Genomic DNA, 22,869 nt, shown 5'->3' with positions numbered 1-22,869 from the left:
CCCGCGCCCAGCCGGCCGGGCCGTGCAGCCCCCTGGCGGGTCCCTTCCCGGACGTGTCCGGGTAGCTTGTTCGCGGCTAAGTCGTTGCCGGCAAAGGAATTTGCTTCACAGACAGGGGCGGGAATATGACCAAGAAGATACACGCCCAGGAAGATGTCGGCGCTGCGCTGGTACAGCTGGCACGACAGCTTGCCGTCCGCCACGTAGAACTGGAAGAAGGCATGGCAAGGCGCCAGCGCCATCTTCGGGATGTCGGCCACGTTCCAGGCGCTCACGATGATGCGGCGCGAATCCGGGTTGGTCTTGATCGTCCTGACCGCCTCGGCGATCTGGTCGATGGTGCCGCCGTCGGGCGTCGGCCAGCTGCGCCACTGCACGCCGTACACCGGGCCCAGGTCGCCGTCGGGGCGCGCCCACTCGTCCCAGATCGTCACGCCGCGCTCGCGCAGCTTGTTGTTGTCGCTCGAGCCTTCCAGGAACCACAGGAGCTCGTGGATGATGGACTTCAGGTGCACCTTCTTGGTGGTCACCAGCGGAAAGCCTTCGCTCAGGTCGAAGCGCATCTGGTAGCCGAAGACGCTGCGCGTGCCGGTGCCGGTGCGGTCGGTCTTGGCCGTGCCATGCGTGTAGACATGGCGCATGAAGTCTTCGTATTGGGAGCGGACGGGACGCATGGCAGGATTATCCGGGTTCTTCAGAGGGCCACCACCCGCCCGGGGTTCAACAAATTCTGGGGGTCCAGTGCCCTTTTTAACGCCCGCATCATGTCCAGCGCCACAGGCGACTTGTACTTCGGCAGCGAATCGACCTTCAGGGCGCCGATGCCGTGCTCCGCCGAGATCGAGCCGCCGAATTTCTTCACCTGGTCGTAGACGAGCCCGTTGACCTTGGCTTCCTGCTCCCGCAGGAAGGCCACAGGGTCGCCGCCCTCCGGCGCCTGCACGTTGTAGTGCAGGTTGCCGTCGCCCAGGTGGCCGAAGTTGACCAGCCGCACGCCGGCGATTTCGCGGGCCAGCAGCGCATCGGTCTCGGCGCAGAAGTCCGGGATGCGCGACACCGGAATCGAGATGTCGTGCTTGATGTTCAGGCCTTCCTGGGCCTGGGCCAGCGGGATGTTCTCGCGCACGTGCCACAGGGCGCGGGCCTGCGCGATGTTTTCGGCGACGACCGCGTCGGTGGCGCAGCCATCTTCCAGCGCCGCTTCCAGCAGGCGCTCGAACTGCGCGCGGGCGTGCGGCTCGGACTCGGTGTCCGACACTTCCAGCAGCGCGCAGTAGGGCGAGTCCGCCTGGAACGGCACGCGCAGCTGCGGCATGTGCTTCACCACCAGGCTCAGGGCGAACTGGCCCATCACCTCGAAGCCGGTGAGCCCCGCGCCCAGGTATTTGTGGGCCAGCCCCAGCAGCTTGACCGCATGCTCCAGCGACGGCACCGCGGCCCAGGCCGTGAGCTGCGCCGCCGGCAGCGGGTAGAGCTTCATGGTGGCGGCGGTGATGATGCCCAGCGTGCCTTCGCTGCCGATGAAGAGGTCGCGCAGGTCGTAGCCGGTGTTGTCCTTGCGCAGGCCGGAGAGGCCTTCCCAGACTTCGCCCTGCGCCGTCACGACCTCGAGTCCCAGGCACAGCTCGCGCGTGTTGCCGTAGCGGACCACCTGCGTGCCGCCGGCATTGGTGCCGAGGTTGCCGCCGATGGTGCAGCTGCCCTCGGCCGCCAGGCTCAGGGGAAACAGGAAGCCCGCGTCTTCCGCCGCCTGCTGCAGGTTCTGCAGCACGCAGCCGGCGTCGACCGTCATGGTCAGGTTGCCGGCATCGATGGCGCGGATGCGGTTCATGCGCGTGAGGTTCAGCACCACTTCGCGCCCGGACGCATCCGGCACCGACCCCACCACCATGCTGGTGTTGCCGCCCTGCGGCACGATGGGCGCGCCGGCGGCGGCGCACAGGCGCACGACGGCGGCCACTTCCGCCGTGGAGCCGGGCCGCACCACCGCCAGCGCCTTGCCGCGCCGCCGCTTGCGCCAGTCCTGCTCGTAGGCGCTGAGGTCGCCCTCGGTCAGCACGTGGGCGGCGCCCACGGCAGCCTTCAGTTGCGCAATCAGTTCGGTCATGGCTTCACGCTCCGCAGGCGCAGCCGCACGTGCAGGGCGCAGGCGGCAAACAGGATCAGGGTGAGCAGCGTTTCCAGCGCGGCCAGCGGCACGGCGGGCCCGCGTTCGCTGGTGGCGCGCACCACGCCCTCGATGAAATAGGGCCACACCAGCAGGCTGACCCAGCGATAGGTGTACATGCGACGGCGCAGCAGGCCGGCGACCGGAATGCAAAGCGGCAGGACCTTCAGCGCCACCCAGCTGCCGCCGGGACGCAGCGGCGCCGCCCACAGCTCCCACACCAGTCCCAGCACGATCAGCGCGATGACGCTGGACACGGCCACCCAGCGGGTGGCTTCGACGGCGGGCGGAACCGCGACACTTTCGGGAGACTGCATGGCGAGTGGCATCATAGCGGCCGATGAATCTGCGCCAGCTGCTTGCCGACCTCGCACGCTTCCCGTGGCTGTCCACGGCGCAGACGCTGCGCGAGCGTTTCCGCGAAGACCGCCTGGGCCTGTCCGCCAGCAGCCTGACCTTCACCACCACGATCGCGCTGGTGCCTTTCTTCACGGTGGCGCTGGCGCTCTTCACCGCCTTTCCGATGTTCGGCAAGCTGCAGTCCAACCTGCAAGGCTGGCTGGTCCAAAGCCTGGTGCCGGACACCATCGCCCGGCAGGTGCTGGGTTACCTCACGCAGTTCGCGGGCAAGGCCAGCCGCCTCGGCTCGGTCGGCTTCGCCGCGCTGGTGGTGAGCGCGCTGGCCCTCGTACTCACGATCGACCGCACCTTGAACGGCATCTGGCGCGTGCGCCGGCCACGGCCGCTGGCGCAGCGCGTGCTGATCTACTGGGCCGCCATCACGCTCGGGCCGTTGCTGATGGGGGTGAGCCTGAGCATCACCTCCTGGGTGGTGACGGCCTCGCGCGGCTGGGTCGGCGGCGGCATGTCGGGCGGACTCGCGGCGCTGCTGACGCTGGTGGAATTCCTGCTGCTGGCCGCGGCCATGAGCGCCTTGTACCGCTACGTGCCCAACACGCCGGTGAAACGCGCGCATGCGATCGCCGGCGGCGTGTTCGCGGCGCTGGGCATCGAGATCGCCAAGCGCGTGCTGGCCTGGTACATCCAGCAGGTGCCGACCTATTCGATGGTTTACGGCGCCTTCGCTACCGTCCCTATCCTGCTGGTGTGGATCTACATCGCCTGGGTCACGGTGCTGCTGGGTGCGGTGATCGCCGCCTACCTGCCGGCGCTGCTGGCGGGCGCGCGCAGGCGCGGCGGCGGCCACGGCTGGCAGTTCCAGCTGGCGCTGGAGGTGCTGCAGCAGCTGCACAAGGTGCGGGCCGCGGCGCAGCGCGGGCTGAGCGCCATGGAACTGGCGGCGGCGCTGGAAGTGGACCTGCTGCAGCTGGAGCCGGTGCTGCAGACGCTGGTGCAACTGGACTGGATCGGGCGGCTCAACGAGGTCGACGACCATGAGCGCACGCGTTACGTGTTGCTGGCCGACGTGCAATCGACTGCGCTGGAGCCCCTGATGCGGCAGTTGCTGCTGCCATCGTCCGAGTCGACCGCGAAGCTGTGGCAGAGCGGGCGCCTGTCTTCCGTCTACCTGCGCGACGTGCTGGAATAGGCGCATGCGCACGCCGCCGACGACCGTCGAACTGTTCGAGGAACTGGCGCTGCGCGAACCCCGTGCGCCGGCCTTCGCGGAGGAAGGCGAGGGCCTGGACCGCGGCCAGCTCCACGCCATGCTCGTGCGCTGCGCCTTGCTGCTCCAGCGCCTGGGGGTGCGGCGCGGCGACCGGATCGCGGTCTCCGGCCCGGGCTTCGGCATCCAGCTCGTCGTGCTGCTGGCCGCCGAGGGCATCGGTGCGGTGACTGCGTCGTTCCAGGCCGAAGGCGACCCTGACGCCGAATTCCTTTTCAGCCAGGTGCAGTGGGTCTTCTCGGCGCGCGAGCAGGTGCTGCCCGTGGGCGTGCGCTTCCAGCTGCTGGATGCCGCGCTCGTGCGCGAGCTGGCGCAGCCCCTCGGCAGCGAACGCCCGGCCTGGGAGCCGCTGGGCTTGCACGAGCCGCAGCGCATCACGCGCACCTCCGGCTCCTCGGGCCGCAGCAAGTTCATGGTGCTCTCGCGCCAGGCGCAGGAACAGTGGGTCGCCACCGGCATCGAGAAGAACACCTACCGGCCCGGGACCCGCTTGCTGGTGCTGGGGCCGCTGGTGATGAATGCCGCTTTCACGCGCTCCAGCGCCTGCCTGCGCCGCGGCGGCATGGTGCTGGCGGGTGGCCGCGGGGCCGATTTGCCCGCGTTGCGGCCCACCCATGTGTGGGGCCTGCCGCTGCAGCTGGAGACCCTGCTGCGCGAAGCGCCGCCGGGCTACGTTGCGCCGGAACCGGTGCGGGCGGCCACGGTCGGCGGCGCGGTGTCGCCGGCGCTGCGTGAGCAGGTCGAGCGCATGTTCCGCGCGCCGATCAAGAACCGCTATGGCAGCAACGAGGCGGGCGGCATCTGCGAGGAGCTCGACGCCGGCGGCACCGGCATCCTCTGCGCGGGCGTCGAAGTGCGCATCCTCGGGCCGCAAGGCGAGGACCTGCCTGCGGGCCAGGCCGGTGCCATTGCCGTGCGGACCGCCGCCCTCGCGGAGGGCTACCTGCAGCGTCCGGAAGAAACCGCCGCCGCCTTCCGTGACGGCTGGTTCGTCAGCGGCGACTATGGCGTACTGGTCGGCTATCGCCAGTTGCGCCTGCTGGGGCGGCACGACGACCTGGTGAACATCGGCGGCCTGAAGTATCCGGCGGCCGACGTGGAGGCGGACTTGCGCAAGCAGCCGGCGATTGCGGAATGCGCGGTGCAGGCGGTGGAGCTGGAGGACAGCGATGTTTCGCTGGGCGTGGCGGTGGTGTGTGCGCAGGGGGCGAGCCGCGACGAGGCAGTGCAGCAATTGCGCACGGCGATCGAAGGCTGGGGCAGCCTGAAGATGCGGGTGGTGTTCGTCGAGGCGCTGCCCAGGCTGGCGGCGGGGAAGGTCGATCGGATGGCTTTGCTGCGCTTGCTGCGGGAGCCCTCAAAACGCGAAGGGCGCGCGTAGGAAGCCGCGAAAGCGCGCGCGCCCACCGCGCGTCGGCGACTCGGTGAGGCGATAAGCCCGAAACCGCGCCAGGAAGCGCCCGATCGCGATCCGTCCTTCCAGCCGCGCCAGGCTCAACCCGGCGCACTGGTGGATCCCGAACCCGAAAGCCAGGTGCCGGTTCTCCGGCCGCGCGAGATCGAGCACATCCGGATGGGCGAACTGCGCCGGGTCGCGGTTCGCCGCGCCAATGCACAGCGTGACCAGCGCTCCCTCCGGCAATGCGACTCCGCCGACCTCGCAGGCCCGCAGCGCCCGCCGGTTCCCCAGCTGGTTCGACGACTCGAAGCGCAGGAACTCCTCGACCGCCGTCGCCATCCGCGCCTCGTCGTCCAGCGCGCCACGCAGCAGCGCTTCCTTCTGCGCCGGCCACTCGTGCAGCGCCACGAGCGCGTTGCCGATCAGGTTGGTCGTGGTCTCGTGGCCGGCGTTGAGGATGAAGATGCAGTTCTGCAGCAGCTCGGACTCGGACAACTGCTCGCCCGCCTCCTCGCCCTGGATCAGCCGCGTCAGCACGTCGTGCTCAGGGTCGCCCGGTTGCCGCCGCCGCTGCGCCACCAGCCCGCGCAGGTAGTCCGTGAACTCGCGCACGCTGCGGTTGCCGAGTTCCTCCTGCTGCGGCGTGAGCCTGGGCTCCAGCGCGCCGAGGATCGCCAGCGACCAGGCGCGCAGCGGCCCGCGCTCGTCGTGCGGAACGCCCAGCAGGTTGCCGATGATCTCCACCGGGATCGCCGAGGCGAAGTCCTCCACCAGGTCGCCGCCGCCCTTGGCCTCGATGCCATCCAGCAGCCGATCGACCAGCTGCACCAGGCCTGCTTCCATGCCGGCGATGGCACGGCGCGTGAGCGCGCCCATGATCAGCTTGCGCACGCGCGTGTGCAGCGGCGGGTCGTTGAACACCAGGCTGGTGGTGTGGTGCTCGAGCAGGGGCGAGCCGGCTCCGTACTTCGGCGTGAACTCCACCTTCTTGTCGGAGCTGAAGGCTTGCGCGTCGCGGTACACCGCCACGAGGTCGGCATAGCGCGTGAGCAGGAAGGAGCCGTCCGGCATGCGCTTGACGGGCTCGCGCTCGCGCAGGGCCGCATAGACCGGATAGGGGTTGGCGTAGAAGTCCGGCGGCAGCGCCCGCAGGTCGAGCGTGTCCGCGATCTCGCGGGCCCGCCCGGGCGTCATCGCCGGCGTGATGACCACGCTGCTCATCGCGCCGCCAGGAAGTCCTTCAGCGCGAACAGCACGGCGTCCGGCGCCTCGGTCATCATCTGGTGGCCCGCTTCGACCAGCACCGTGCGGCCGTCGCGCGCTTTGGCCTGCAGGCCTTGCGCGGCCTTGGGCGGCGCCATCGCATCGCTGCGTCCCAGCAGGAACAGCACGGGGCATTGCACCTGCGCCATCGCGGCTTCGCCGTTCGCATAGCTGTCGCAGGCCACGAAGCCGCGGTGGAACACGTTGACCTTCGTGTTGCTGGCCAGGACGCGCCGCATCAGCGCGCGCGAGCCGCCATACAGCCAGGTGCCGGGCCCTAGCGCCGAGGGCGGCGGCGCCATCATCGAGTGCGAGAAGGTGTTGACCATCGCGATCGCCTTCTCGGGGTTGTTCTGCGCGTTGTCCAGGAGCGCCGGCGTGACCTTCATCGGGAAGGCGGTGCCCACGAGCGCGATGCGCGTGATGCGCTGCGGCGCGCGCGCTGCCGCTTCCAGCGCGATCAGCGAGCCGAAGCTATGGCCGACCAGGGCGGCTTGCTGCACGCCGGCCGCGTCCAGCAGCGCCAGCACGAAGTCCGCCCCTTCCTCCACGGACTTGGGCGCTTCGCCGCCGCTCTTCGCATGGCCCGGCAGGTCCGGCGCGAGCACGTTGAAGCCGTGGTGGGCGAAGTAGCGCGTCTGCAGGATCCAGACGCTGTGGTCGTTGAGCACGCCGTGGATGAAGACGACGGTGGGCTTGGCGGCATCGAAAGGCTTGCCGCCGCTGTAGACGAAGGTGGGGGCGCCGTTGACTTGGAGTTCCATGGGTGTTCCTTGTCAGGCCTTCTCCGCCGCCTTCAGCGCGCGCTTGAGGTCTTCGATCAGGTCGTCCGGGTCCTCCAGCCCGATCGACAGGCGGATCGTCCCCGGCCCGATGCCGGCGCCCTGCAGCGCCTCGTCGCTCATGCGGAAGTGCGTGGTGCTGGCGGGGTGGATCACCAGCGAGCGGCAATCGCCGACGTTGGCGAGGTGGCTGAAGAGCTTGAGCGCCTCGATGAACTTCTTGCCCTGTTCGCGGTTGCCCTTCAGGTCGAAGCTGAAGACCGAGCCTGCCCCTTTGGGCAGGAGCTTCTGGGCCAGCGCATGGCTCGGATGCGACTCCAGCATCGGGTGCCGCACCTGCGCGACGAAGGCGTGCGCGGCCAGGAACTCCACCACCTTGCGCGTGTTGGACATGTGGCGGTCCATGCGCAGCGGCAGCGTCTCGATGCCTTGCAGGATCAGCCACGCCGTGTGCGGGCTCATGCTGGCGCCGAAGTCGCGCAGGCCTTCGCGCCGCGCGCGCAGCAGGAAGGCGCCCACCGTCGACTCCTCGCTGAAGACCATGTTGTGGAAGCCGTCGTAGGGCGCGGTCAGCTCGGCGAAGCGCCCCGACTTCTCCCAGTCGAAGCTGCCGCCGTCGACCACCACGCCGCCGATCACCGTTCCGTGTCCCGAGAGGAACTTGGTCGCCGAGTGGTAGACCAGGTCGGCGCCCAGGTCGAAGGGCTTCTGCAGGTAAGGGGTGGTAAAGGTGGAGTCCACCAGCAAGGGCACGCCCGCTTCGTGGGCGAGGGCGCTCACGGTGGGGATGTCCAGCACGTCGAGGCCCGGGTTGCCCACGGTCTCGCCGAACAGCAGCTTGGTGTTCGGCCGGATGGCCGCGCGCCAGCCGTCGATGTCGCCGGGCTTCACGAAGGTCGTCTCGATGCCGAAGCGGCGCAGCGTGTAGTGCAGCAGGTTCTGCGAGCCGCCATAGAGTGCGGTGCTCGCCACGATGTGCGAGCCGGCGCCCATCAGCGTGGCGATGGCCAGGTGCAGCGCCGCCTGGCCGCTGGCGGTGGCGATCGCGCCTATGCCGCCTTCCAGCGCCGCCACGCGCTGTTCGAACACCGCGTTGGTCGGGTTGCTGATGCGCGAGTAGACGTGGCCCGAGCGCTCCAGGTTGAACAGCGCCGCGGCGTGGTCGCTGGACTCGAAGACGAAGGAGGTGCTCAGGTGGATGGGGACGGCCCGCGCGCCGGTGGCGGGGTCGGGCGCGGCGCCGGCGTGCAGGGCCAGCGTGTCGAAGCCGGGATCGGAATAACCGGGCATGGGCTTGTGTACTCCTCTGGGGTTTCCTCTGGGCGTGCGGGTGGCACTGCCGCGGATTGTGGGCTATATTCTTTACGAACCGGCCGCGCAGGGAAGCGGCTGCCAAGGAGACCAGCATGAAAGTCAGCGACATCCTCCGCGTGAAGGGGAACACCCTTTACACCGTGGCGCCCGATGAGCCGCTGGCCCAGGCGATCTCCGCCATGGCCGAAAAGGACATCGGCTCGCTGGTCGTCATGGAGCATGGCGAGCTGGTCGGCATGCTGACCTTCCGCGAAGTGATCCAGTGCATCGTCGCCAACAAGCACGTGGTGGGGACGATCTCGGTGCGCACGGCGATGGACGACCATCCGCTGACCTGCACCATGGAAACCGAGCTCGACGAAGTGCGCCGCATGATGCTGGAGCGGCACGCGCGCTACATGCCGGTGATGGACAAGCGGATGCTGATGGGGGTCATCTCCTTCTACGACGTCGCCAAGGCGGTCGTGGACAGCCAGAACTTCGAGAACCGCATGCTCAAGGCCTACATCCGCGACTGGCCGGCGGCGGAAGACCAGCAGCCTTCGGCGCAGCTCTGAGGCCTGGATTCCCGCCTGCGCGGGAATGACGGGTGGCGCTCTGGGATAATCGCCTCCCATGAGCGGCAACACCTTCGGCAAGCTATTCGCGGTCACCAACTTCGGCGAATCGCACGGGCCTGCCATCGGCTGCGTCATCGACGGCTGCCCGCCCGGCATGGAACTGTCGGCGGAGGACATCCAGCCCGACCTGGACCGGCGCCGCCCGGGAACCAGCCGGCACGTCACCCAGCGCCAGGAAGAGGACAAGGTGGAGATCCTCTCCGGCGTCTACGAGGGCAAGACCACCGGCACGCCGATCGCGCTCCTGATCCGCAACACCGACCAGCGCAGCAAGGACTACAGCGAGATCGGGCAGAAATTCCGTCCCGGCCACGCCGACTACACCTACCTGCAGAAGTACGGCCTGCGCGACCCGCGCGGCGGCGGCCGGGCCTCGGCGCGGCTGACGGCGCCCATGGTGGCGGCGGCGGCGGTGGCCAAGAAGTGGCTGCACCGGCAGTACGGCACGAGCTTCCGCGGCTGCATGACGCAGATCGGCGAGCAGGCCATTCCCTTCGAGAGCTGGGACCACGTCCCGAACAATCCCTTCTTCGCCCCGGTCGCCGACGTGTCGGCGCTCGAGGCGTACATGGACAGCCTGCGCAAGTCCGGCGACTCCTGCGGCGCCCGCCTGCGCGTCACGGCGCAAGGCATGCCGGTCGGCCTGGGCCAGCCCCTGTTCGACAAGCTCGATGCCCAGGTCGCCTACGCGATGATGGGCATCAATGCAGTCAAGGGCGTGGAGATCGGCGCCGGCTTCGCCAGCGTGGCCCAGCGCGGCTCCGTGCATGGTGATTCGCTCACGCCGCAAGGCTTTGCCAGCAACAACGCCGGCGGCGTGCTCGGGGGCATCAGCACCGGGCAGGACCTGGAAGTCTCCATCGCCATCAAGCCGACGAGTTCCATCCTGACCCCGCGCGACACCATCGATCTTTCGGGCCAGCCGACCCAGGTGGTGACCAAGGGCCGCCACGACCCTTGCGTCGGCATCCGCGCGACCCCGATCGCCGAGGCGATGCTGGCGCTGGTGGTGATGGACCTCGTGCTGCAGCACCGCGCGCAGTGCGGCGACGTGCTGCTGCCGCTGACCCCGATCGAGTCCTCTTTCCTGTGACATGACGCCGGCGCTTCCGGCGCAGGGCTACCGGCAGCTGGTGCCTTTCGCCGCGCTGTCGGCGACCTATTTCGCGCACATCGGCTTCTTCAATCCCTACCTGCCGCTCTGGCTGAAGGCGCAGGGGCTGGAGATCGCCGTGATCTCGATCCTGGTCTCGGTGCAGTCCTTCACCCGCGTGTTCGCGCCGTATGCCTGGGGCGCCCTGAGCGACCACACCGGCGAGCGCGTGAAGCTGCTGCGCATCAGCGCCGCGGTGGCGCTGGTGGCGTCGGCGGGACTGTTCGTCGAAGGCGGCGGCTGGTGGATTGGCGCGGTGCTGCTGCTGCTGTTCACGCACACCAGCTCGATGATGTCGCTCACGGAGGCGGCGATGGCGCAGCTGGTGGCGGGCGACTGGGGCCGCTACGGCAAGGTGCGGCTGTGGGGCTCGGCGGGCTTCATGGTGACGGTGTTCGCCGCCGGGGCCTGCTTCGAGCGCTGGGGCATGGGCAGCTTCCCCGCGTGGGCGGCGGTGACGCTGGCCGGCGTGCTGGCCTGCACGCTGCGCCTGCCGGACCTGAAGGAGGCGCCGCACCATGCGGACCACGCGCTGCAGGAACCGATTGGGTCGGCGCTGCAGAGGCCGGTGGTCCGCTGGTTCTTCGCCTCGCTGTTCTTCCACGTCATGGCGCACTTCGCCATCTACGGCTTCTACTCGCTGTACCTCGACGGCCTGGGCTACAGCAAGGCCACCATCGGCATGCTGTGGGCGGTGTCGGTGGTGGTGGAGATCGCCTGGTTCTACGCGCAGGGCCGGCTGATCGGCCGCTTCGCCATCGAGCACTGGCTGGTGATCTGCGGCGCGGCGACGGTGCTGCGCATGGCCATGACCGCGGGCCTGGGCCACTGGCTCGTGGTGCTGTTTGCCGCGCAGCTGCTGCATGCGCTGAGCTTCGCGACGCACCACACCTGCTGCATCGCCATGGTCAGCAAGCATTTCCCGGGGCGGCTGCGCGGCCGCGGGCAGGCGCTGTTCACCGTCACCGGGTATGGCTTCGGCGGGGTGCTGGGGGTGCTGGCGGGCGGGGCGGTGGCGACGCGCTGGGGCTTCCAGGTGATGTTCGCGGTGGCGGCGGTACTGGGGGCGATTGCCACGGCGTGCTCCTGGCGGGTCCGGCGGCTTTCCTAGGCCCGGTTGCGGCTGCCTGCAGGAATTCCGCGGATTGCGCACAATGGGCGCATGCTGAAGCGTAGCTTGCGCTATCTCTGGGCCATTCCGTACACCGCGCTGGGCGTGCTGCTGGGCGTGCTTGTCCTGCTTGCCGGCGGCGGCTGGCGCGTCGAGCGGGGCGTGCTGGAGTTCTGCGGCGGCCGCCTGGGCCGTTCCTTTGCCCGCCTGCCTCGGCCCTTTGCCTTCTCGGCGATGACCCTGGGCCACGTCATCCTGGCCGTCGACCGGCCGGCGCTGACCTTGCTGCGCAAGCACGAGCACGTGCACGTGGCGCAGTACGAGCGCTGGGGTCCGCTGTTCCTGCCCGCCTACCTGTTGTCGAGCCTCGTGCAGCTGCTGCGCGGACGCGACCCGTACCTGGAAAACCATTTCGAACGCCAGGCCTTCGCCCTGGCCAAGCGGCCCAAGGCGCGGTGACGGCTGACACAGCCGCCGCGCGTTGCGGGGGATCATGGAGACTCAAGAAGGAGCTTTCATGGACAACACCAATACCTCGACCGAAGCTTCCAGCATCATCGACCTGACCAGCCAGACCGACGTGCAGTACTGGTGCCGGATCTTCGGCGTGGAGATGGCGGAGCTGCGCGAAGCCGTGCATCACTCGAGCCATCGCGCCGAGGACGTGCAGCGCTACCTGCGCGAGAAGAAGGGCGGCTAGTCCGCCTGTAGGCGCGCTCCGACGGAAGCGTCCGCCTTTCGCGGCGGCCGTGCGCCGCGCGCGCCGCCCACCATCGGGGCTTTGCCACAGGAGGCCCCGACATGAGCAAGAAACCCAGCGCCAAGAATCCTCCGCGCGACACCGAAGCCGCCGCCGAGAAGCAGCGCGCGCTACAGCGCGAGCAGGACCGCAAGGAGCCGGCCGAAAGCGGCAGCGGCGGCAAGGAAAAGGACAAGGCCGGCGTGCAGACCAGCGCCCGCCAGCAGCCCGACCAGGTGCCGGCGCAGCATCTCCAGAAGCCCGGGCAGGAAAAGGACATGGAGCTCAAGCCGCGCTTCCTGGCACCCGACTACCGGGGCAGCGGCAAGCTCAAGGGCATGGTGGCGCTGATCACCGGCGGTGACTCCGGCATCGGCCGTGCGGTGGCCGTGCTGTTCGCGCGCGAAGGCGCCGACGTGGCCATCGTCTATCTCAGCTCGCACGAGGACGCGCAGGAGACCAAGTCGTGGATCGAGAAGGAAGGCCGCCAGTGCGTGCTGATTCCCGGTGACGTGAAGGACCCCAGGTTCTGCAAGGACGCCGTGGAGAAGACGGTGCAGGAGTTCGACCGCCTCGACATCCTGGTCAACAACGCCGCCTTCCAGCTGCACGCGCACAGCATCGAGGACGTGACCGACGAGCGCCTGCACGAGACGGTGGAGACCAACGTCTACGGCTACTTCTACATGGCGCGCGCCGCGGTGCCGCACCTGAAGAAGGGCTCCTGCATCATCAACACCGGCTCGGTCACCGGCCTGGAAGGCAGCAAGCAGCTGCTGGACTACTCGGCGACCAAGGGCGCGATCCACGCCTTCACCATGTCGCTCGCCTCCAGCCTGCTGGAAAAGGGCATCCGCGTGAATGCGGTGGCGCCTGGCCCCGTCTGGACGCCGCTCAACCCAGCCGACAAGAGCGCCAAGGAGATCACCGAGTTCGGCAAGCAGACCGACTTCAAGCGCCCGGCGCAGCCGGAGGAGCTGTCGCCCGCGTATGTTTTCCTCGCCGCACCTTCATGTTCGAGCTACATCACGGGCATAGTCCTGCCGGTGACGGGGTCGGTGGGTTCCTGACAGAATCGTCCGCATGACCCAGCCCCTGCAAATCGATTTCGTCTCCGACGTGGCCTGCCCCTGGTGCGCCGTCGGCCTGGCCTCGCTGGAACGCGCGCTCGAGAAGATCGGCGGCGACGTTCCGGTGCAGATGCGCTTCCAGCCCTTCGAGCTCAATCCGCAGATGGGCCCGGAAGGGCAGGACGTCACCGAGCATATCCAGCAGAAGTACGGCGCCACCGAGGAACAGCAGGCGAAGAACCGCGCCGCCATCGGGCAGCGCGGCGCCGAGGTCGGCTTCACCTTCCGCAAGGAAGGCCGCGGCCGCATCTGGAACACCTTCGACGCGCATCGCCTGCTCGCCTGGGCGGGCGAGCAGGGCGGCAGTGCACAGCGCGACCTGAAAATGGCCTTGCTGAAGGCCTACCACGGCGAGGGCCGGAGCCCGGCCGACGCGGCGGTGCTGCTGGACGTGGTGGCGAGCGTCGGGCTCGATCGAGCCGCGGCGAAGGAAGTGCTGGAGAGCGACCGTTATGCCGACGAAGTGCGACAGGCCGAGGCGCATTTCCAGCAGCTGGGCATCCATGCGGTGCCGTCGGTGGTGATCAACAACAAGCACCTGATCCAGGGTGGGCAGCCGCCGGAAGTTTTCGAGCAGGCCTTGCGGCAAATTGCGGCGCAGGGGTAGCCGTTGACTTGTCATCCCGGGCTTGACCCGGGATCCAGCCCTCAATGCCCTCCCGCAGCCCGCGCCAGCGCCACGCAGTAATCCAGCATCGCCTCCGTCTCCATCGCCTTGTCGAACACCCCGTCGGCGCCCATGGCGATGCAGCGGCGCCGCACCTCGTTGCTCGCGCTGCCGGTCAGCACCACCATCTTCCGGGTCGAGCCGCGCTCCTGCAGCGCCTGCAGCACTGCCAGCCCGCTGCCGCCGCCCGGCTCCAGCACGAGGTCGATGACGGCGATGTCCCAGTGATGGGCGGGATCGCGCAGCCACGCGATCGCGGACGCCTGGTTGGCCGCGGTGCCCACGGTTTCGATGCCGCCCAGTTCGGAAAGCGCGGCGCAAAGTGCATCGCGCACTTGCGCCTGGTCGTCGAGCACGAACGCCTTGAGGGCCACCGGATCTCCTGTGCGGCCCATTGTGCAATCCTCCGCCCTGCCCGGAAAGCCGGGCACGGCGGGAGTGTTGCGCTCAGCCCACCTGGACCTGGATTTTGCGGGGTCGCGCCTCTTCGGCCTTGGGGATGGTCAGCTTGAGCACGCCGTCGCGCAGCTGCGCCTCGATGCGGGCGGCGTCGAGCTCGCGGCTCAAGGTGAACTGGCGGCGGTAGCTGGGGCTGCGCAGCTCGCCGTACACCAGCTCCATCTGCTGCGGCCCCTGGGGCGCAGCGGTCGCTTCGAGCAGCAGCGTTTCGCCGTCGACGCGCACGTGCAGCTGCTCGCGCGCCACGCCGGGCAGGTCGGCCAGCAGGGTGATGGAAGTGTCGTTCTCGAAAACGTCGACCGGGGGCACGACGTGCTGTTGCTGCGGCTGCTGTTGCTGGGCCGCGGGCTTGCGATCGGAAGCGGCCTGGACTTCGTTGGACATGGCGGTCTCCTTCATCCGTTGATCTCGATGCGGCGGGGCAGGCTCGATTCGCGCTTGGCCACGCTGACGCGCAGCACGCCGTCGCGGTAGCTGGCGTCCACCTTGGCCGGGTCGGCATCCTCGGGCAGGCTGACCACGCGGCGGAACGGGCCGCTGAAGCGCTCCCGGGCGTAGACGGCAGTGCGTTCCCCCGTGGGCGGCAAGGCGCTCTTGCGCTCGCCGGCGATGACCAGCAGGCCGCGGTCGACGGTGATGTCCAGTTTGTTGGCGTCGAGGCCGGGCGCCAGCGCCATCACCTCGATCGAGGTCGGCGTGGTGCCGACGTTCAGGCTGGGGAAGCTCGCCCCGGCGGCGGAGCGGATGCTGCCGCCCGGCGCGAAGGCCTGGTCGAACAGCGACTGCATACGGTTCAGCTCCGCGAACAGGTCCGCGGAGGATCGGAACAAGCCATTCATGCTGGTTTCTCCTTTCGTGCGCGTCTTGGCGATCCCGAATTAGGGTCGCCCTTCCGCGCTTTCAAGGGGCCAGCCAGCGGGCCTGGAGGACGGGCAGGGAGGCGGCCAGCATGGCGATGCCGCTCAAGGTCAGGAGGCCCAGCACGATCTGCCGGAAGGCCAGCTCGGAGATGCCCAGGTACAGCTTCGCGCCCAGCCGGCCGGGGATCAGCGCGGCCGGCGGCACGATGGCCATCCAGGGCCACATGCGCGGCTCGATGACGCCGGTGGCGAGGTAGCCGGCGAAGGTGATGCTCAGCATCGAGAGGTTGAAGTTCTGGATGACGGCGCGTTGCCGGTCGCGGTCGAAGCCGCGCAGCGTGCACCACAGGGTGGGCACCACGCCGGTGGCGCCCCCGAAGGCGCCCATCATGCCGCCCACGCTGCCCGCGAGCGCGTCGGCCAGGTGGCCGCCGCGGCGGATCGGCGGCAGCCGGTTGGCGAAGAACAGCAAGGGGCAGACCACGACCAGCAGCGTGCCCAGCACCAGCTTGAAGGTCGGCACGTCGAGTTTCGGCAGCAGCCACAGGCCGATCGGCAGGCCGGCGATGCCGCCGAGGATGAAGGGCAGCAACGTCGCGAAATGCCAGCCGCGGCGGACCGTGAATGCGGCGAAGACCTGGCCGGAGAGTCCGCCGAACAGGGCGAGCACGGCGGCCAGCTTCGGCTCCATCGTCCAGGCCCAGATCGCCATGGCCGTGAGGCCGAAGCCGAAGCCGGAGAGGCCCTGGACGAAGCCGGCGAGGGCGGCGCCGAGGGCGATGGTGAGGAAGAGGTCCATCACGGGCTGTCATCCCCGCGCAGGCGGGGATCCAGGGCGTTGGACCTGCGCGCGCAGCGCGCAGCCCGATGCGGACGCCCTGGGTTCCCGCCTGCGCGGGAATGACGGAGCTTGGTCACTCGTACGCGGACATGGGAACGCAATTGCAGAACAGGTTCCTGTCCCCGTACACGTTGTCCACCCGCCCCACCGGCGGCCAGTACTTCGCGTGCCTTCTCTCGTCCAGCACCGCCGCGCCCACCTCGCGCGGATACGCATGCTTCCACTCTCCGTGCAGCAGCGCGCCGGCGGTGTGCGGCGCGTGCTTGAGCGGGTTGTCGTCCTGCGGCCACTCGCCGCGTTCGACCCGGCGGATCTCCTCGCGGATCGCCACCATCGCCGCGATGAAGCGGTCGATCTCCTCCAGCGTCTCGCTTTCGGTGGGCTCCACCATCAGCGTGCCCGGCACCGGGAAGCTCAGGGTGGGCGCGTGGAAGCCGTAGTCGATCAGGCGCTTGGCCACGTCTTCGGCCGTCACGCCGCTGGTTTCCTTCAGCGGCCGAAGGTCCAGGATGCACTCGTGCGCCACGTGGCCGTTCTTGCTGGCGTACAGCGTCGGGTAGTGGTCGCGCAGCTTCGCGCTGATGTAGTTGGCGCTCAGGATCGCGGTCTCGGTGGCCTGCTTCAGGCCCTCGGCGCCCATCATGCGCACGTACATCCACGAGATCGGCAGCACTGCGGCGTTGCCCAGCGGCGCGGCCGACACAGCGCCCACGCCGTGCGCGGGCAGGCCGCCGGACTTGTGCCCGGGCAGGAAAGGCACCAGGTCCTCGACGACGCAGACCGGGCCCACGCCCGGGCCGCCGCCGCCGTGCGGGATGCAGAAGGTCTTGTGCAGGTTCAGGTGGCTCACGTCGCCGCCGAACTCGCCCGGCGCCGCCACGCCCACCAGCGCGTTCATGTTGGCACCGTCCACGTAGACCCGGCCGCCGTGGCTGTGCACCAGCGCGCACAGTTCCTTCACCTGGGTCTCGAACACGCCGTGCGTGCTGGGGTAGGTGATCATGATGCAGGCCAGCTTGTCGCTGTGCTGCTCGCACTTGGCCTTCAGGTCCGCCATGTCGACGTTGCCGTTGTCGTCGCAGGCCGTCACCACCACCTGCATGCCCACCATCTGCGCGCTGGCCGGGTTGGTGCCGTGCGCGGACGAGGGAATCAGGCAGACGTTGCGATGGACCTGGCCCTTGCTCTCGTGCCAGGCCTTGATCGCCAGGAGGCCGGCGTATTCGCCCTGCGAGCCCGCGTTGGGCTGCAGGCTGATGCCGGCATAGCCCGTGGCCTGGCACAGCCAGGCGCGCAGCTGCTCGTCGAGCTCGGCGTAGCCTTGCAGCTGCTCGCGCGGCGCGAAGGGATGCACGTGCGCGAACTCCGGCCAGGTGATGGGGATCATCTCGCTGGTGGCGTTCAGCTTCATGGTGCAGCTGCCCAGCGGGATCATGCTGCGGTCCAGCGCCAGGTCCTTGTCGGCCAGGCCGCGCAGGTAGCGCAGCATGCCGGTCTCGCTGTGGTGCGTGTTGAAGACCGGGTGCGTCAGGAAGGCGCTGGTGCGGCGCAGCTCCTGCGGGATCATGGGCTCGATGCCCTTCTCGAAGTCCGCCACCTTCGGCAAGGCCTGGCCGGTCTTGGCGAAGACCTTCCACAGCAGCTCGATGTCGTCGCGCGTGGTCGTCTCGTCCAGCGAGATGCAGATGTACTCGTCCCAGGCCAGGCGCAGGTTGGCACGCAGGGCATGGCCCTTGGCGACCAGCGCCTGCGCGGCTTCGCCGACCTTCAAGGAGATCGTGTCGAAGGCCGTGCCGTGGTGCGTGGCCGTGTAGCCCATCTTCTGCAGGCCGTTCCACAGGATGGCGGTGTAGGCCGCAACCCGTTGCGCGATGCGCGTGAGCCCCTGCGGCCCGTGGTAGACCGCATACATGCTCGCCACCACCGCCGGCAGCACCTGCGCCGTGCAGATGTTGGACGTGGCCTTCTCGCGCCGGATGTGCTGCTCGCGCGTCTGCAGCGCGAGGCGGTAGGCGGGGTTGCCGTGGCTGTCGACGCTGACGCCGACCAGCCGGCCCGGCATCGAACGCTTGAACTCGTCGCGGCAAGCGAGGAAGGCCGCGTGCGGGCCGCCGGCGCCCATCGGCATGCCGAAGCGTTGGGTGCTGCCGCAGACGATGTCGGCGTCCCATTCGCCGGGCGGCGTAAGCAGCGTCATGGCCAGCAGGTCGGCGGCGAAGATCGCGGCGGCCTGCTTGGCATGGAGCTTCTTCACTTCGCCGCTCCAGTCCATCACCCAGCCGCTGCTGGCGGGGTACTGGATCAGCGCGGCGAACAGGTCGCCCGCCATCGCCTTTTCCCACTCCTCGGCGGAGTTGGCGACGACGACCTCGATGCCCAGCGGCGCCGCGCGCGTCTGCACGACCTCGATGGTCTGCGGATGGCAGTCGCCGAACACGACGAAGGTGTTGCTCTTGCTCTTGACGCTGCGCTTGGCCAGCGTCATGGCCTCCGCCGCGGCCGTGGCTTCATCCAGCATCGACGCGTTGGCGATCGGCATGCCGGTGAGGTCGCAGACCATGGTCTGGAAGTTCACCAGCGCTTCCATGCGGCCCTGGCTGATCTCCGCCTGGTAAGGCGTGTAGGCCGTGTACCAGGCCGGGTTCTCGAGGATGTTGCGCAGGATCACGCCGGGGGTGTGCGTGCCGTAGTAGCCCTGGCCGATGAAGCTCTTGAAGACCTGGTTGCGCTGGGCGATGGCACGCAGTTCCTTCAGCGCGGCGGCCTCGGTGACCGCGGGCGGCAGCTTCATGTCCGCCGAGCGGGCGATCGAGCGCGGCACGATGCTTTCGATGAGCGCGCGGCGCGAGGCCTCGCCGATCGCCGAGAGCATCAGGCGCTCGTCGTCCTCGCCGATGCCGATGTGGCGCGGAATGAACTCGTTCGGGTTTTCCAGCTCGCCGAGCGGCCGGGCGGATTGCTTCAACATTCGGGGTTCCACGATTTGTCATCCCGGCCTCGCGCCGGGATCCATCTCCAGGCGCCGGGACATGGATTGCGGGTCAGGCCCGCAATGACATGGTTGTCCAGGTGATTGGTTTCAGGCGTTCGCCTTGACGAACTTCTGGTAGTCCGGCTCGTCCATCAGCACGTCGAATTCGGCCATGTCCTTGATCAGGATCTTGAAGAACCAGCCGTTGCCCATCGGGTCCTTGTTGGCCAGCGCCGGGTCCTTGCGCAGGTCCTCGTTCACCTCGGTCACTTCGCCGGCGATCGGCATGAACACGTCGGCGGCGGCTTTCACCGACTCGACCACGCCGGCCACCTCGCCCTTGGCAAACACCTTGCCGACTTCGGGCAGGTCGACGAACACCACGTCGCCCAGCGCGTCCTGCGCATGCAGCGTGATGCCGACGACGGCGGCTTCGTGGTCCTCGAGCTGGATCCACTCGTGGTCGGACGTGTACTTGACGGTCATCTTTCTTTCTCCTTCCAGGCGGTTTCAGCCGCGGTAGTAACGGTTGGGGACGAAGGGCATGGCACTGACTTCCATCGGCACGCGCTTGCCGCGCACCAGGGCAAACACCTTGCTGCCGACGACGGCGTGCGCCGGCGTGACGTAGCCCATGGCGACGGGCTTGTCGACGCTGGGACCGAGCAGGCCGCTGGTGACCTCGCCGATGCGCGCGCCGGCCTCGTCCTGCAGCTCGGTGTGCTCGCGCACGGGCACGCGCTCGAGCGCCACCAGGCCCACGCGCTTGCGCTGCGGCGGCTGCGTGCCATCGAGCTGGGCCAGCACCTTGTCGGCGCCGGGGAAGCGGCCGGCGCGCGCGCCACCGGTGCGGCGCACCTTCTGCATCGCCCAGTTCAGGCCGGCCTCGACCGGCGTGGTCGTGGTGTCAATGTCGTTGCCGTACAGGCACAGCCCGGCTTCCAGGCGCAGCGAATTGCGCGCGCCCAGGCCGATCGGCTTCACTTCGGGCTGGGCGAGGATCTCGCGGGCCAGCGCTTCGGCGCGGTCGCCCGGCACCGAGATCTCGAAGCCGTCTTCGCCGGTGTAGCCGCTGCGGGTGATGAAGAGGTCGGCGCCCTTCCAGTCGTAGCGGCCGCCGGTCATGAAGACCAGCTTCTCGACGCCGGGGACGATGCGCTTCAAGGCGTCGACCGCCTTCGGGCCTTGCAGGGCCAGCAGGCCGCGATCGGGCAGGGGGATCACTTGGCAGCGCGACCCGATCTTCTGCTGCATGTGCGCGATGTCGCCTGCCTTGCAGGCGCCGTTGACGATCACGAACAGGTCGTCGCCGCGGTTCACGAACATCAGGTCGTCGATGATGGTGCCGTCGTCGGTGAGCAGCAGGCCGTAGCGCTGCTTGCCGACCGCGAGGTCCTGCACGTCGACCGGCATCAGGGTCTCGAAGGCCTTTGCGGCGTCGGGGCCGACCAGGCGCAGCTGGCCCATGTGCGAGACGTCGAACAGTCCCGCCGAATCGCGCGTCTGGTGGTGCTCGGCCATCAGGCCGGCCGGGTATTGCACCGGCATGGCGTAGCCGGCGAAGGGAACCATGCGCGCACCGAGTTCCAGGTGCAGCGCATGCAGGGGGGTCTTTTTCAGCTCTTCTTGGGGGGCAGACACGCGGACTCCAACGGGGCGAAGAACCATCGTACACACGATGGGTGGGCCCGTGCTGTCCTCGTTACCTGAGAGATTCACCCCTTGCGAGGGCTTGCTCCTTCGGTGGGCCGCTGCTCATCCGGCGGGCGGCCTCTCTCCAGCAAGGTGACGCCCCGCGATGGGGGCGTTTGCCAGTCCTTTTGCCTGAGCGTTGGTTCGCCTTCGGCGGCTTCGCGGGGAAGCTCTCTCCTGACGGCGCGGATTGTAGCCTGCCTCAACCTTGTCATTGCGGGCTTGACCCGCAATCCAGCCCCGGATCCGCCGCCGTCGCTGGATCCCGGGTCAAGCCCGGGATGACAAAGTTCAGCGGTGGTACACGAGGTCCCGCAACCCCAGCGACAACCCCGGCACGTAGGTGATCACCATCAGGCAGGCCAGCACCACCAGCACGAAGGGAATCAGCTGCGTGATGATGCGGTCCAGCGAGATCTTCGCCACCGTGCAGGCCGCGAACAGGTTTACGCCGAAGGGCGGAGTGATCATGCCGAGCGCCAGGTTCACCACCATGATCAGCCCGAAGTGCACCGGGTCGATGCCGAAGTGGATGGCCACCGGCGCCAGGATGGGGGCCAGCACGATGATGGACGCGCTGGTCTCGATGAACATGCCGATGACGAACAGCGCCGCGTTCACGCCCAGCAGGAACATGCCCGGGCTCTTCAGCACGCCCTGCAGCCACAGGCCGATGGCCTCCGGCACGCCCGCGCGCGTGATCAGGAAGGCGAACAGGCCGGCGTTGGCGATGATGAACATGATCACCGCCGAGGAGATCACCGACTTGCGCAGGATCGCGTACAGGTCGCGCACGTTGATCTCGCGGTACACCAGCATGCCGACCACCAGCGCGTAGAACACGGCGACGGCGGAAGCCTCCGTGGGCGTGAAAACGCCGCCGTAGATGCCGCCCAGGATGATGACGGGCATCAGCAGCGCCCAGCCGGCCTGCAGGAAGGCCTTGCCGAACGGCAGGCGGCCGTCGCCGTCGTGCTTGCCCCAGCCCTTGTATTTGCACCAGACCCAGCAGAACAGCATCAGCGCGCCGCCGATCAGCAGGCCCGGGCCGAAGCCGGCGATGAACAGCTCGCCGATGGACACTTCGGCGCTCACGCCGTACAGGATCATCGGGATCGAGGGCGGGATGATCACGCCCAGCTCCGCGCTGGTGGCCTGCAGCGCCGCGGCGTAGCTGGTGGGATAGCCGTGCTTGATCAGCGCCGGGATCAGGATGGCGCCGATCGCGAAGGTGGTGGCCACCGAGGAGCCGGACACCGCCGCGAAGATCATGCAGGTGAGCACGCAGGTCATGGGCAGGCCGCCCTGCACGCCGCCGACGATGCTCTTGGCGAATTCCACCAGGCGGCGCGAGATGCCGCCGGTTTCCATCAGGTTGCCGGCCAGGATGAAGAAGGGGATGGCGGCCAGCGGAAACTTGTTGATCGCGTTGAACATCTCCTTGACGGAGATGAGCATGTTGGCGCCGCCCACCTGGATGCCCAGGATGGCCGACAGGCCGATGGAAACGGCAACCGAGACGCTGAGCGCGAAGCACAGCACCATCGTTGCGAGCATGGCCGACGTCATTGCGCGGTCTCCAGTTCTTCACGCATCGGGTCGAGCAGGTTGCCGACGATGCCCAGGATGCAGAACAGGGCGCCGACCGGCAGGGCGAGGTAGCCCCAGAACATGGAGATCGATTCCAGGCCGGCCATCGACTGCACCCGGCCGCGCTGGGCGTAGTCCCAGCCGTACCAGAGGATGACGAGGATCAGGGCCATCGAGGCCGCGGCCACCATCCAGTCGAGGAAGCGGCGCATCTTCGGCGGGCTCCAGCGGTACAGGACGTCGACGCTGACCATCGCGCCGTGGCGGAAGGCGGTGGGGATGCCGAGGAACACCATCCAGATCAGCGCCAGCCGGATCAGGATCTCGCTCCACTCGGCCGGCTGCTCCAGCACGAAGCGGGTGACGATCTGGAACATGCCGAGCACGCTGGCCACGACCAGCATCGCGCAGGCGCCGGCCATGGAGAAGCTGCTGGTGAGGCGCTCGATGCGCAGGAAGGTTTCTTTCACGGGAGCCTCGTTGT

At 68.6% G+C, this 22,869-nt stretch carries 23 protein-coding genes, 1 pseudogene and 2 riboswitches; of the genes and pseudogenes, 9 read left to right on the top strand and 15 right to left on the bottom strand.

Features of this window, described 5'->3' with window-relative positions; all coding sequences use genetic code 11:
- Positions 1-107: 107 nt before the first annotated feature.
- The 3 genes and pseudogenes from thyA to LZ009_RS09255 all read right to left on the bottom strand — a co-directional run.
- Positions 108-674 (bottom strand): annotated as a pseudogene (gene thyA, locus LZ009_RS09265) (thymidylate synthase); the annotation flags it as partial.
- A gap of 20 nt (positions 675-694) precedes the next feature.
- A complete protein-coding gene (locus LZ009_RS09260) occupies positions 695-2,107 on the bottom strand; it encodes an FAD-binding oxidoreductase (RefSeq protein ID WP_275697620.1) in 1,413 nt (470 codons plus the stop codon).
- Entirely contained in the window at positions 2,104-2,484 is a 381-nt protein-coding gene (locus tag LZ009_RS09255) for a DUF2069 domain-containing protein (RefSeq protein WP_275697619.1), read from the bottom strand. The genes LZ009_RS09260 and LZ009_RS09255 overlap by 4 nt, the downstream gene beginning before the upstream one ends.
- Before the next feature lie 23 nt (positions 2,485-2,507).
- On the opposite strand from LZ009_RS09255, the gene LZ009_RS09250 reads away from it, so the two are divergent.
- Positions 2,508-3,716 (top strand): YihY family inner membrane protein, encoded by a 1,209-nt coding sequence (locus LZ009_RS09250; RefSeq protein WP_275697618.1) that lies wholly within the window; start codon positions 2,508-2,510, stop codon positions 3,714-3,716.
- A 4-nt stretch (positions 3,717-3,720) separates the two neighbouring features.
- Positions 3,721-5,175, top strand: a complete 1,455-nt coding sequence (locus LZ009_RS09245) for a class I adenylate-forming enzyme family protein (protein WP_275697617.1) — start codon at positions 3,721-3,723, stop codon at positions 5,173-5,175.
- Here the strand turns inward: LZ009_RS09245 and LZ009_RS09240 are convergent.
- The 3 genes from LZ009_RS09240 to LZ009_RS09230 are packed head-to-tail and all read right to left on the bottom strand — an operon-like array spanning position 5,152 to position 8,528.
- On the bottom strand, positions 5,152-6,414 hold the full coding sequence (locus LZ009_RS09240; protein ID WP_275697616.1) for a cytochrome P450: 1,263 nt from the start codon (positions 6,412-6,414) through the stop codon (positions 5,152-5,154). The two genes, LZ009_RS09245 and LZ009_RS09240, sit on opposite strands and share 24 nt — an antisense overlap.
- Entirely contained in the window at positions 6,411-7,220 is an 810-nt protein-coding gene (locus tag LZ009_RS09235) for an alpha/beta fold hydrolase (protein ID WP_275697615.1), read from the bottom strand. Before LZ009_RS09235 ends, LZ009_RS09240 begins: the two co-directional genes overlap by 4 nt.
- A 12-nt stretch (positions 7,221-7,232) precedes the next feature.
- Positions 7,233-8,528 carry an O-acetylhomoserine aminocarboxypropyltransferase gene (locus LZ009_RS09230; RefSeq protein WP_275697614.1) on the bottom strand — a complete coding sequence of 432 codons (1,296 nt, stop codon included), beginning with the start codon at positions 8,526-8,528 and terminating at the stop codon, positions 7,233-7,235.
- A 116-nt stretch (positions 8,529-8,644) separates the two neighbouring features.
- Between LZ009_RS09230 and LZ009_RS09225 the strand changes: the two genes are divergently transcribed.
- From LZ009_RS09225 to LZ009_RS09195, 7 genes are all read left to right on the top strand, one after another.
- Positions 8,645-9,109 carry a CBS domain-containing protein gene (locus LZ009_RS09225; protein ID WP_275697613.1) on the top strand — a complete coding sequence of 155 codons (465 nt, stop codon included), beginning with the start codon at positions 8,645-8,647 and terminating at the stop codon, positions 9,107-9,109.
- A 58-nt stretch (positions 9,110-9,167) separates the two neighbouring features.
- Positions 9,168-10,265: a chorismate synthase gene (gene aroC, locus LZ009_RS09220; protein WP_275697612.1), complete on the top strand. Its 1,098-nt coding sequence runs from the start codon at positions 9,168-9,170 to the stop codon at positions 10,263-10,265.
- Position 10,266: 1 nt separating this feature from the next.
- A complete protein-coding gene (locus LZ009_RS09215) occupies positions 10,267-11,436 on the top strand; it encodes an MFS transporter (RefSeq protein ID WP_275697611.1) in 1,170 nt (389 codons plus the stop codon).
- A 51-nt stretch (positions 11,437-11,487) separates the two neighbouring features.
- Positions 11,488-11,895, top strand: coding sequence for a signal peptide prediction (locus LZ009_RS09210; RefSeq protein ID WP_275697610.1), 408 nt, complete (start codon positions 11,488-11,490; stop codon positions 11,893-11,895).
- Between the two features lie 58 nt (positions 11,896-11,953).
- Positions 11,954-12,136 carry a DUF3606 domain-containing protein gene (locus LZ009_RS09205; RefSeq protein WP_275697609.1) on the top strand — a complete coding sequence of 61 codons (183 nt, stop codon included), beginning with the start codon at positions 11,954-11,956 and terminating at the stop codon, positions 12,134-12,136.
- 101 nt (positions 12,137-12,237) lie between these two features.
- Positions 12,238-13,245, top strand: a complete 1,008-nt coding sequence (locus LZ009_RS09200; protein WP_275697608.1) for an SDR family oxidoreductase — start codon at positions 12,238-12,240, stop codon at positions 13,243-13,245.
- 13 nt (positions 13,246-13,258) lie between these two features.
- Complete coding sequence (locus LZ009_RS09195) at positions 13,259-13,912, top strand: DsbA family oxidoreductase (protein WP_275697607.1); 654 nt, start codon at positions 13,259-13,261, stop codon at positions 13,910-13,912.
- 41 nt (positions 13,913-13,953) lie between these two features.
- Here the strand turns inward: LZ009_RS09195 and LZ009_RS09190 are convergent, their stop codons facing one another.
- The 9 genes from LZ009_RS09190 to LZ009_RS09150 form a co-directional block, all read right to left on the bottom strand.
- Positions 13,954-14,346, bottom strand: coding sequence for a response regulator (locus LZ009_RS09190; RefSeq protein ID WP_275697606.1), 393 nt, complete (start codon positions 14,344-14,346; stop codon positions 13,954-13,956).
- Positions 14,347-14,419: 73 nt separating this feature from the next.
- Entirely contained in the window at positions 14,420-14,815 is a 396-nt protein-coding gene (locus LZ009_RS09185) for an Hsp20/alpha crystallin family protein (RefSeq protein WP_275697605.1), read from the bottom strand.
- Positions 14,816-14,826: 11 nt separating this feature from the next.
- Positions 14,827-15,270, bottom strand: a complete 444-nt coding sequence (locus tag LZ009_RS09180; protein WP_275697604.1) for an Hsp20/alpha crystallin family protein — start codon at positions 15,268-15,270, stop codon at positions 14,827-14,829.
- A 61-nt stretch (positions 15,271-15,331) separates the two neighbouring features.
- Positions 15,332-16,090: a sulfite exporter TauE/SafE family protein gene (locus LZ009_RS09175; protein ID WP_275697603.1), complete on the bottom strand. Its 759-nt coding sequence runs from the start codon at positions 16,088-16,090 to the stop codon at positions 15,332-15,334.
- 115 nt (positions 16,091-16,205) lie between these two features.
- Complete coding sequence (gene gcvP, locus LZ009_RS09170; RefSeq protein ID WP_275697602.1) at positions 16,206-19,100, bottom strand: aminomethyl-transferring glycine dehydrogenase; 2,895 nt, start codon at positions 19,098-19,100, stop codon at positions 16,206-16,208.
- Positions 19,101-19,211: 111 nt separating this feature from the next.
- Positions 19,212-19,589 carry a glycine cleavage system protein GcvH gene (gene gcvH, locus LZ009_RS09165; RefSeq protein ID WP_275697601.1) on the bottom strand — a complete coding sequence of 126 codons (378 nt, stop codon included), beginning with the start codon at positions 19,587-19,589 and terminating at the stop codon, positions 19,212-19,214.
- A gap of 24 nt (positions 19,590-19,613) precedes the next feature.
- On the bottom strand, positions 19,614-20,744 hold the full coding sequence (gene gcvT, locus LZ009_RS09160) for a glycine cleavage system aminomethyltransferase GcvT (RefSeq protein WP_430300220.1): 1,131 nt from the start codon (positions 20,742-20,744) through the stop codon (positions 19,614-19,616).
- A 42-nt stretch (positions 20,745-20,786) separates the two neighbouring features.
- Positions 20,787-20,894, bottom strand: a riboswitch (glycine riboswitch).
- A gap of 11 nt (positions 20,895-20,905) precedes the next feature.
- Positions 20,906-20,985: riboswitch (glycine riboswitch) on the bottom strand.
- A 101-nt stretch (positions 20,986-21,086) separates the two neighbouring features.
- Positions 21,087-22,364: a TRAP transporter large permease gene (locus LZ009_RS09155; protein WP_275697599.1), complete on the bottom strand. Its 1,278-nt coding sequence runs from the start codon at positions 22,362-22,364 to the stop codon at positions 21,087-21,089.
- Entirely contained in the window at positions 22,361-22,855 is a 495-nt protein-coding gene (locus LZ009_RS09150) for a TRAP transporter small permease (RefSeq protein ID WP_275697598.1), read from the bottom strand. Before LZ009_RS09150 ends, LZ009_RS09155 begins: the two co-directional genes overlap by 4 nt.
- Positions 22,856-22,869: the final 14 nt, after the last annotated feature.

The organism is Ramlibacter paludis, assembly GCF_022012305.1.
Taxonomy (GTDB): Bacteria; Pseudomonadota; Gammaproteobacteria; order Burkholderiales; family Burkholderiaceae_C; genus Ramlibacter; species Ramlibacter paludis.
The sequence above is the reverse complement of the archived record's forward strand: the minus strand, read 5'-3'. Positions and strand labels throughout refer to the sequence as shown.

Excerpts from the sequence above, each read along its gene's own strand:
- LZ009_RS09260 (WP_275697620.1), bottom strand. The coding sequence starts at position 2,107 with ATGACCGAACTGATTGCGCAACTGAAGGCTGCCGTGGGCGCCGCCCAC.
- LZ009_RS09255 (WP_275697619.1), bottom strand. The coding sequence starts at position 2,484 with ATGCAGTCTCCCGAAAGTGTCGCGGTTCCGCCCGCCGTCGAAGCCACC.
- LZ009_RS09250 (WP_275697618.1), top strand. The coding sequence starts at position 2,508 with ATGAATCTGCGCCAGCTGCTTGCCGACCTCGCACGCTTCCCGTGGCTG.
- LZ009_RS09245 (WP_275697617.1), top strand. The coding sequence starts at position 3,721 with ATGCGCACGCCGCCGACGACCGTCGAACTGTTCGAGGAACTGGCGCTG.
- LZ009_RS09240 (WP_275697616.1), bottom strand. The coding sequence starts at position 6,414 with ATGAGCAGCGTGGTCATCACGCCGGCGATGACGCCCGGGCGGGCCCGC.
- LZ009_RS09235 (WP_275697615.1), bottom strand. The coding sequence starts at position 7,220 with ATGGAACTCCAAGTCAACGGCGCCCCCACCTTCGTCTACAGCGGCGGC.
- LZ009_RS09230 (WP_275697614.1), bottom strand. The coding sequence starts at position 8,528 with ATGCCCGGTTATTCCGATCCCGGCTTCGACACGCTGGCCCTGCACGCC.
- LZ009_RS09225 (WP_275697613.1), top strand. The coding sequence starts at position 8,645 with ATGAAAGTCAGCGACATCCTCCGCGTGAAGGGGAACACCCTTTACACC.
- aroC (WP_275697612.1), top strand. The coding sequence starts at position 9,168 with ATGAGCGGCAACACCTTCGGCAAGCTATTCGCGGTCACCAACTTCGGC.
- LZ009_RS09215 (WP_275697611.1), top strand. The coding sequence starts at position 10,267 with ATGACGCCGGCGCTTCCGGCGCAGGGCTACCGGCAGCTGGTGCCTTTC.
- LZ009_RS09210 (WP_275697610.1), top strand. The coding sequence starts at position 11,488 with ATGCTGAAGCGTAGCTTGCGCTATCTCTGGGCCATTCCGTACACCGCG.
- LZ009_RS09205 (WP_275697609.1), top strand. The coding sequence starts at position 11,954 with ATGGACAACACCAATACCTCGACCGAAGCTTCCAGCATCATCGACCTG.
- LZ009_RS09200 (WP_275697608.1), top strand. The coding sequence starts at position 12,238 with ATGAGCAAGAAACCCAGCGCCAAGAATCCTCCGCGCGACACCGAAGCC.
- LZ009_RS09195 (WP_275697607.1), top strand. The coding sequence starts at position 13,259 with ATGACCCAGCCCCTGCAAATCGATTTCGTCTCCGACGTGGCCTGCCCC.
- LZ009_RS09185 (WP_275697605.1), bottom strand. The coding sequence starts at position 14,815 with ATGTCCAACGAAGTCCAGGCCGCTTCCGATCGCAAGCCCGCGGCCCAG.
- LZ009_RS09180 (WP_275697604.1), bottom strand. The coding sequence starts at position 15,270 with ATGAATGGCTTGTTCCGATCCTCCGCGGACCTGTTCGCGGAGCTGAAC.
- LZ009_RS09175 (WP_275697603.1), bottom strand. The coding sequence starts at position 16,090 with ATGGACCTCTTCCTCACCATCGCCCTCGGCGCCGCCCTCGCCGGCTTC.
- gcvP (WP_275697602.1), bottom strand. The coding sequence starts at position 19,100 with ATGTTGAAGCAATCCGCCCGGCCGCTCGGCGAGCTGGAAAACCCGAAC.
- gcvH (WP_275697601.1), bottom strand. The coding sequence starts at position 19,589 with ATGACCGTCAAGTACACGTCCGACCACGAGTGGATCCAGCTCGAGGAC.
- LZ009_RS09155 (WP_275697599.1), bottom strand. The coding sequence starts at position 22,364 with ATGACGTCGGCCATGCTCGCAACGATGGTGCTGTGCTTCGCGCTCAGC.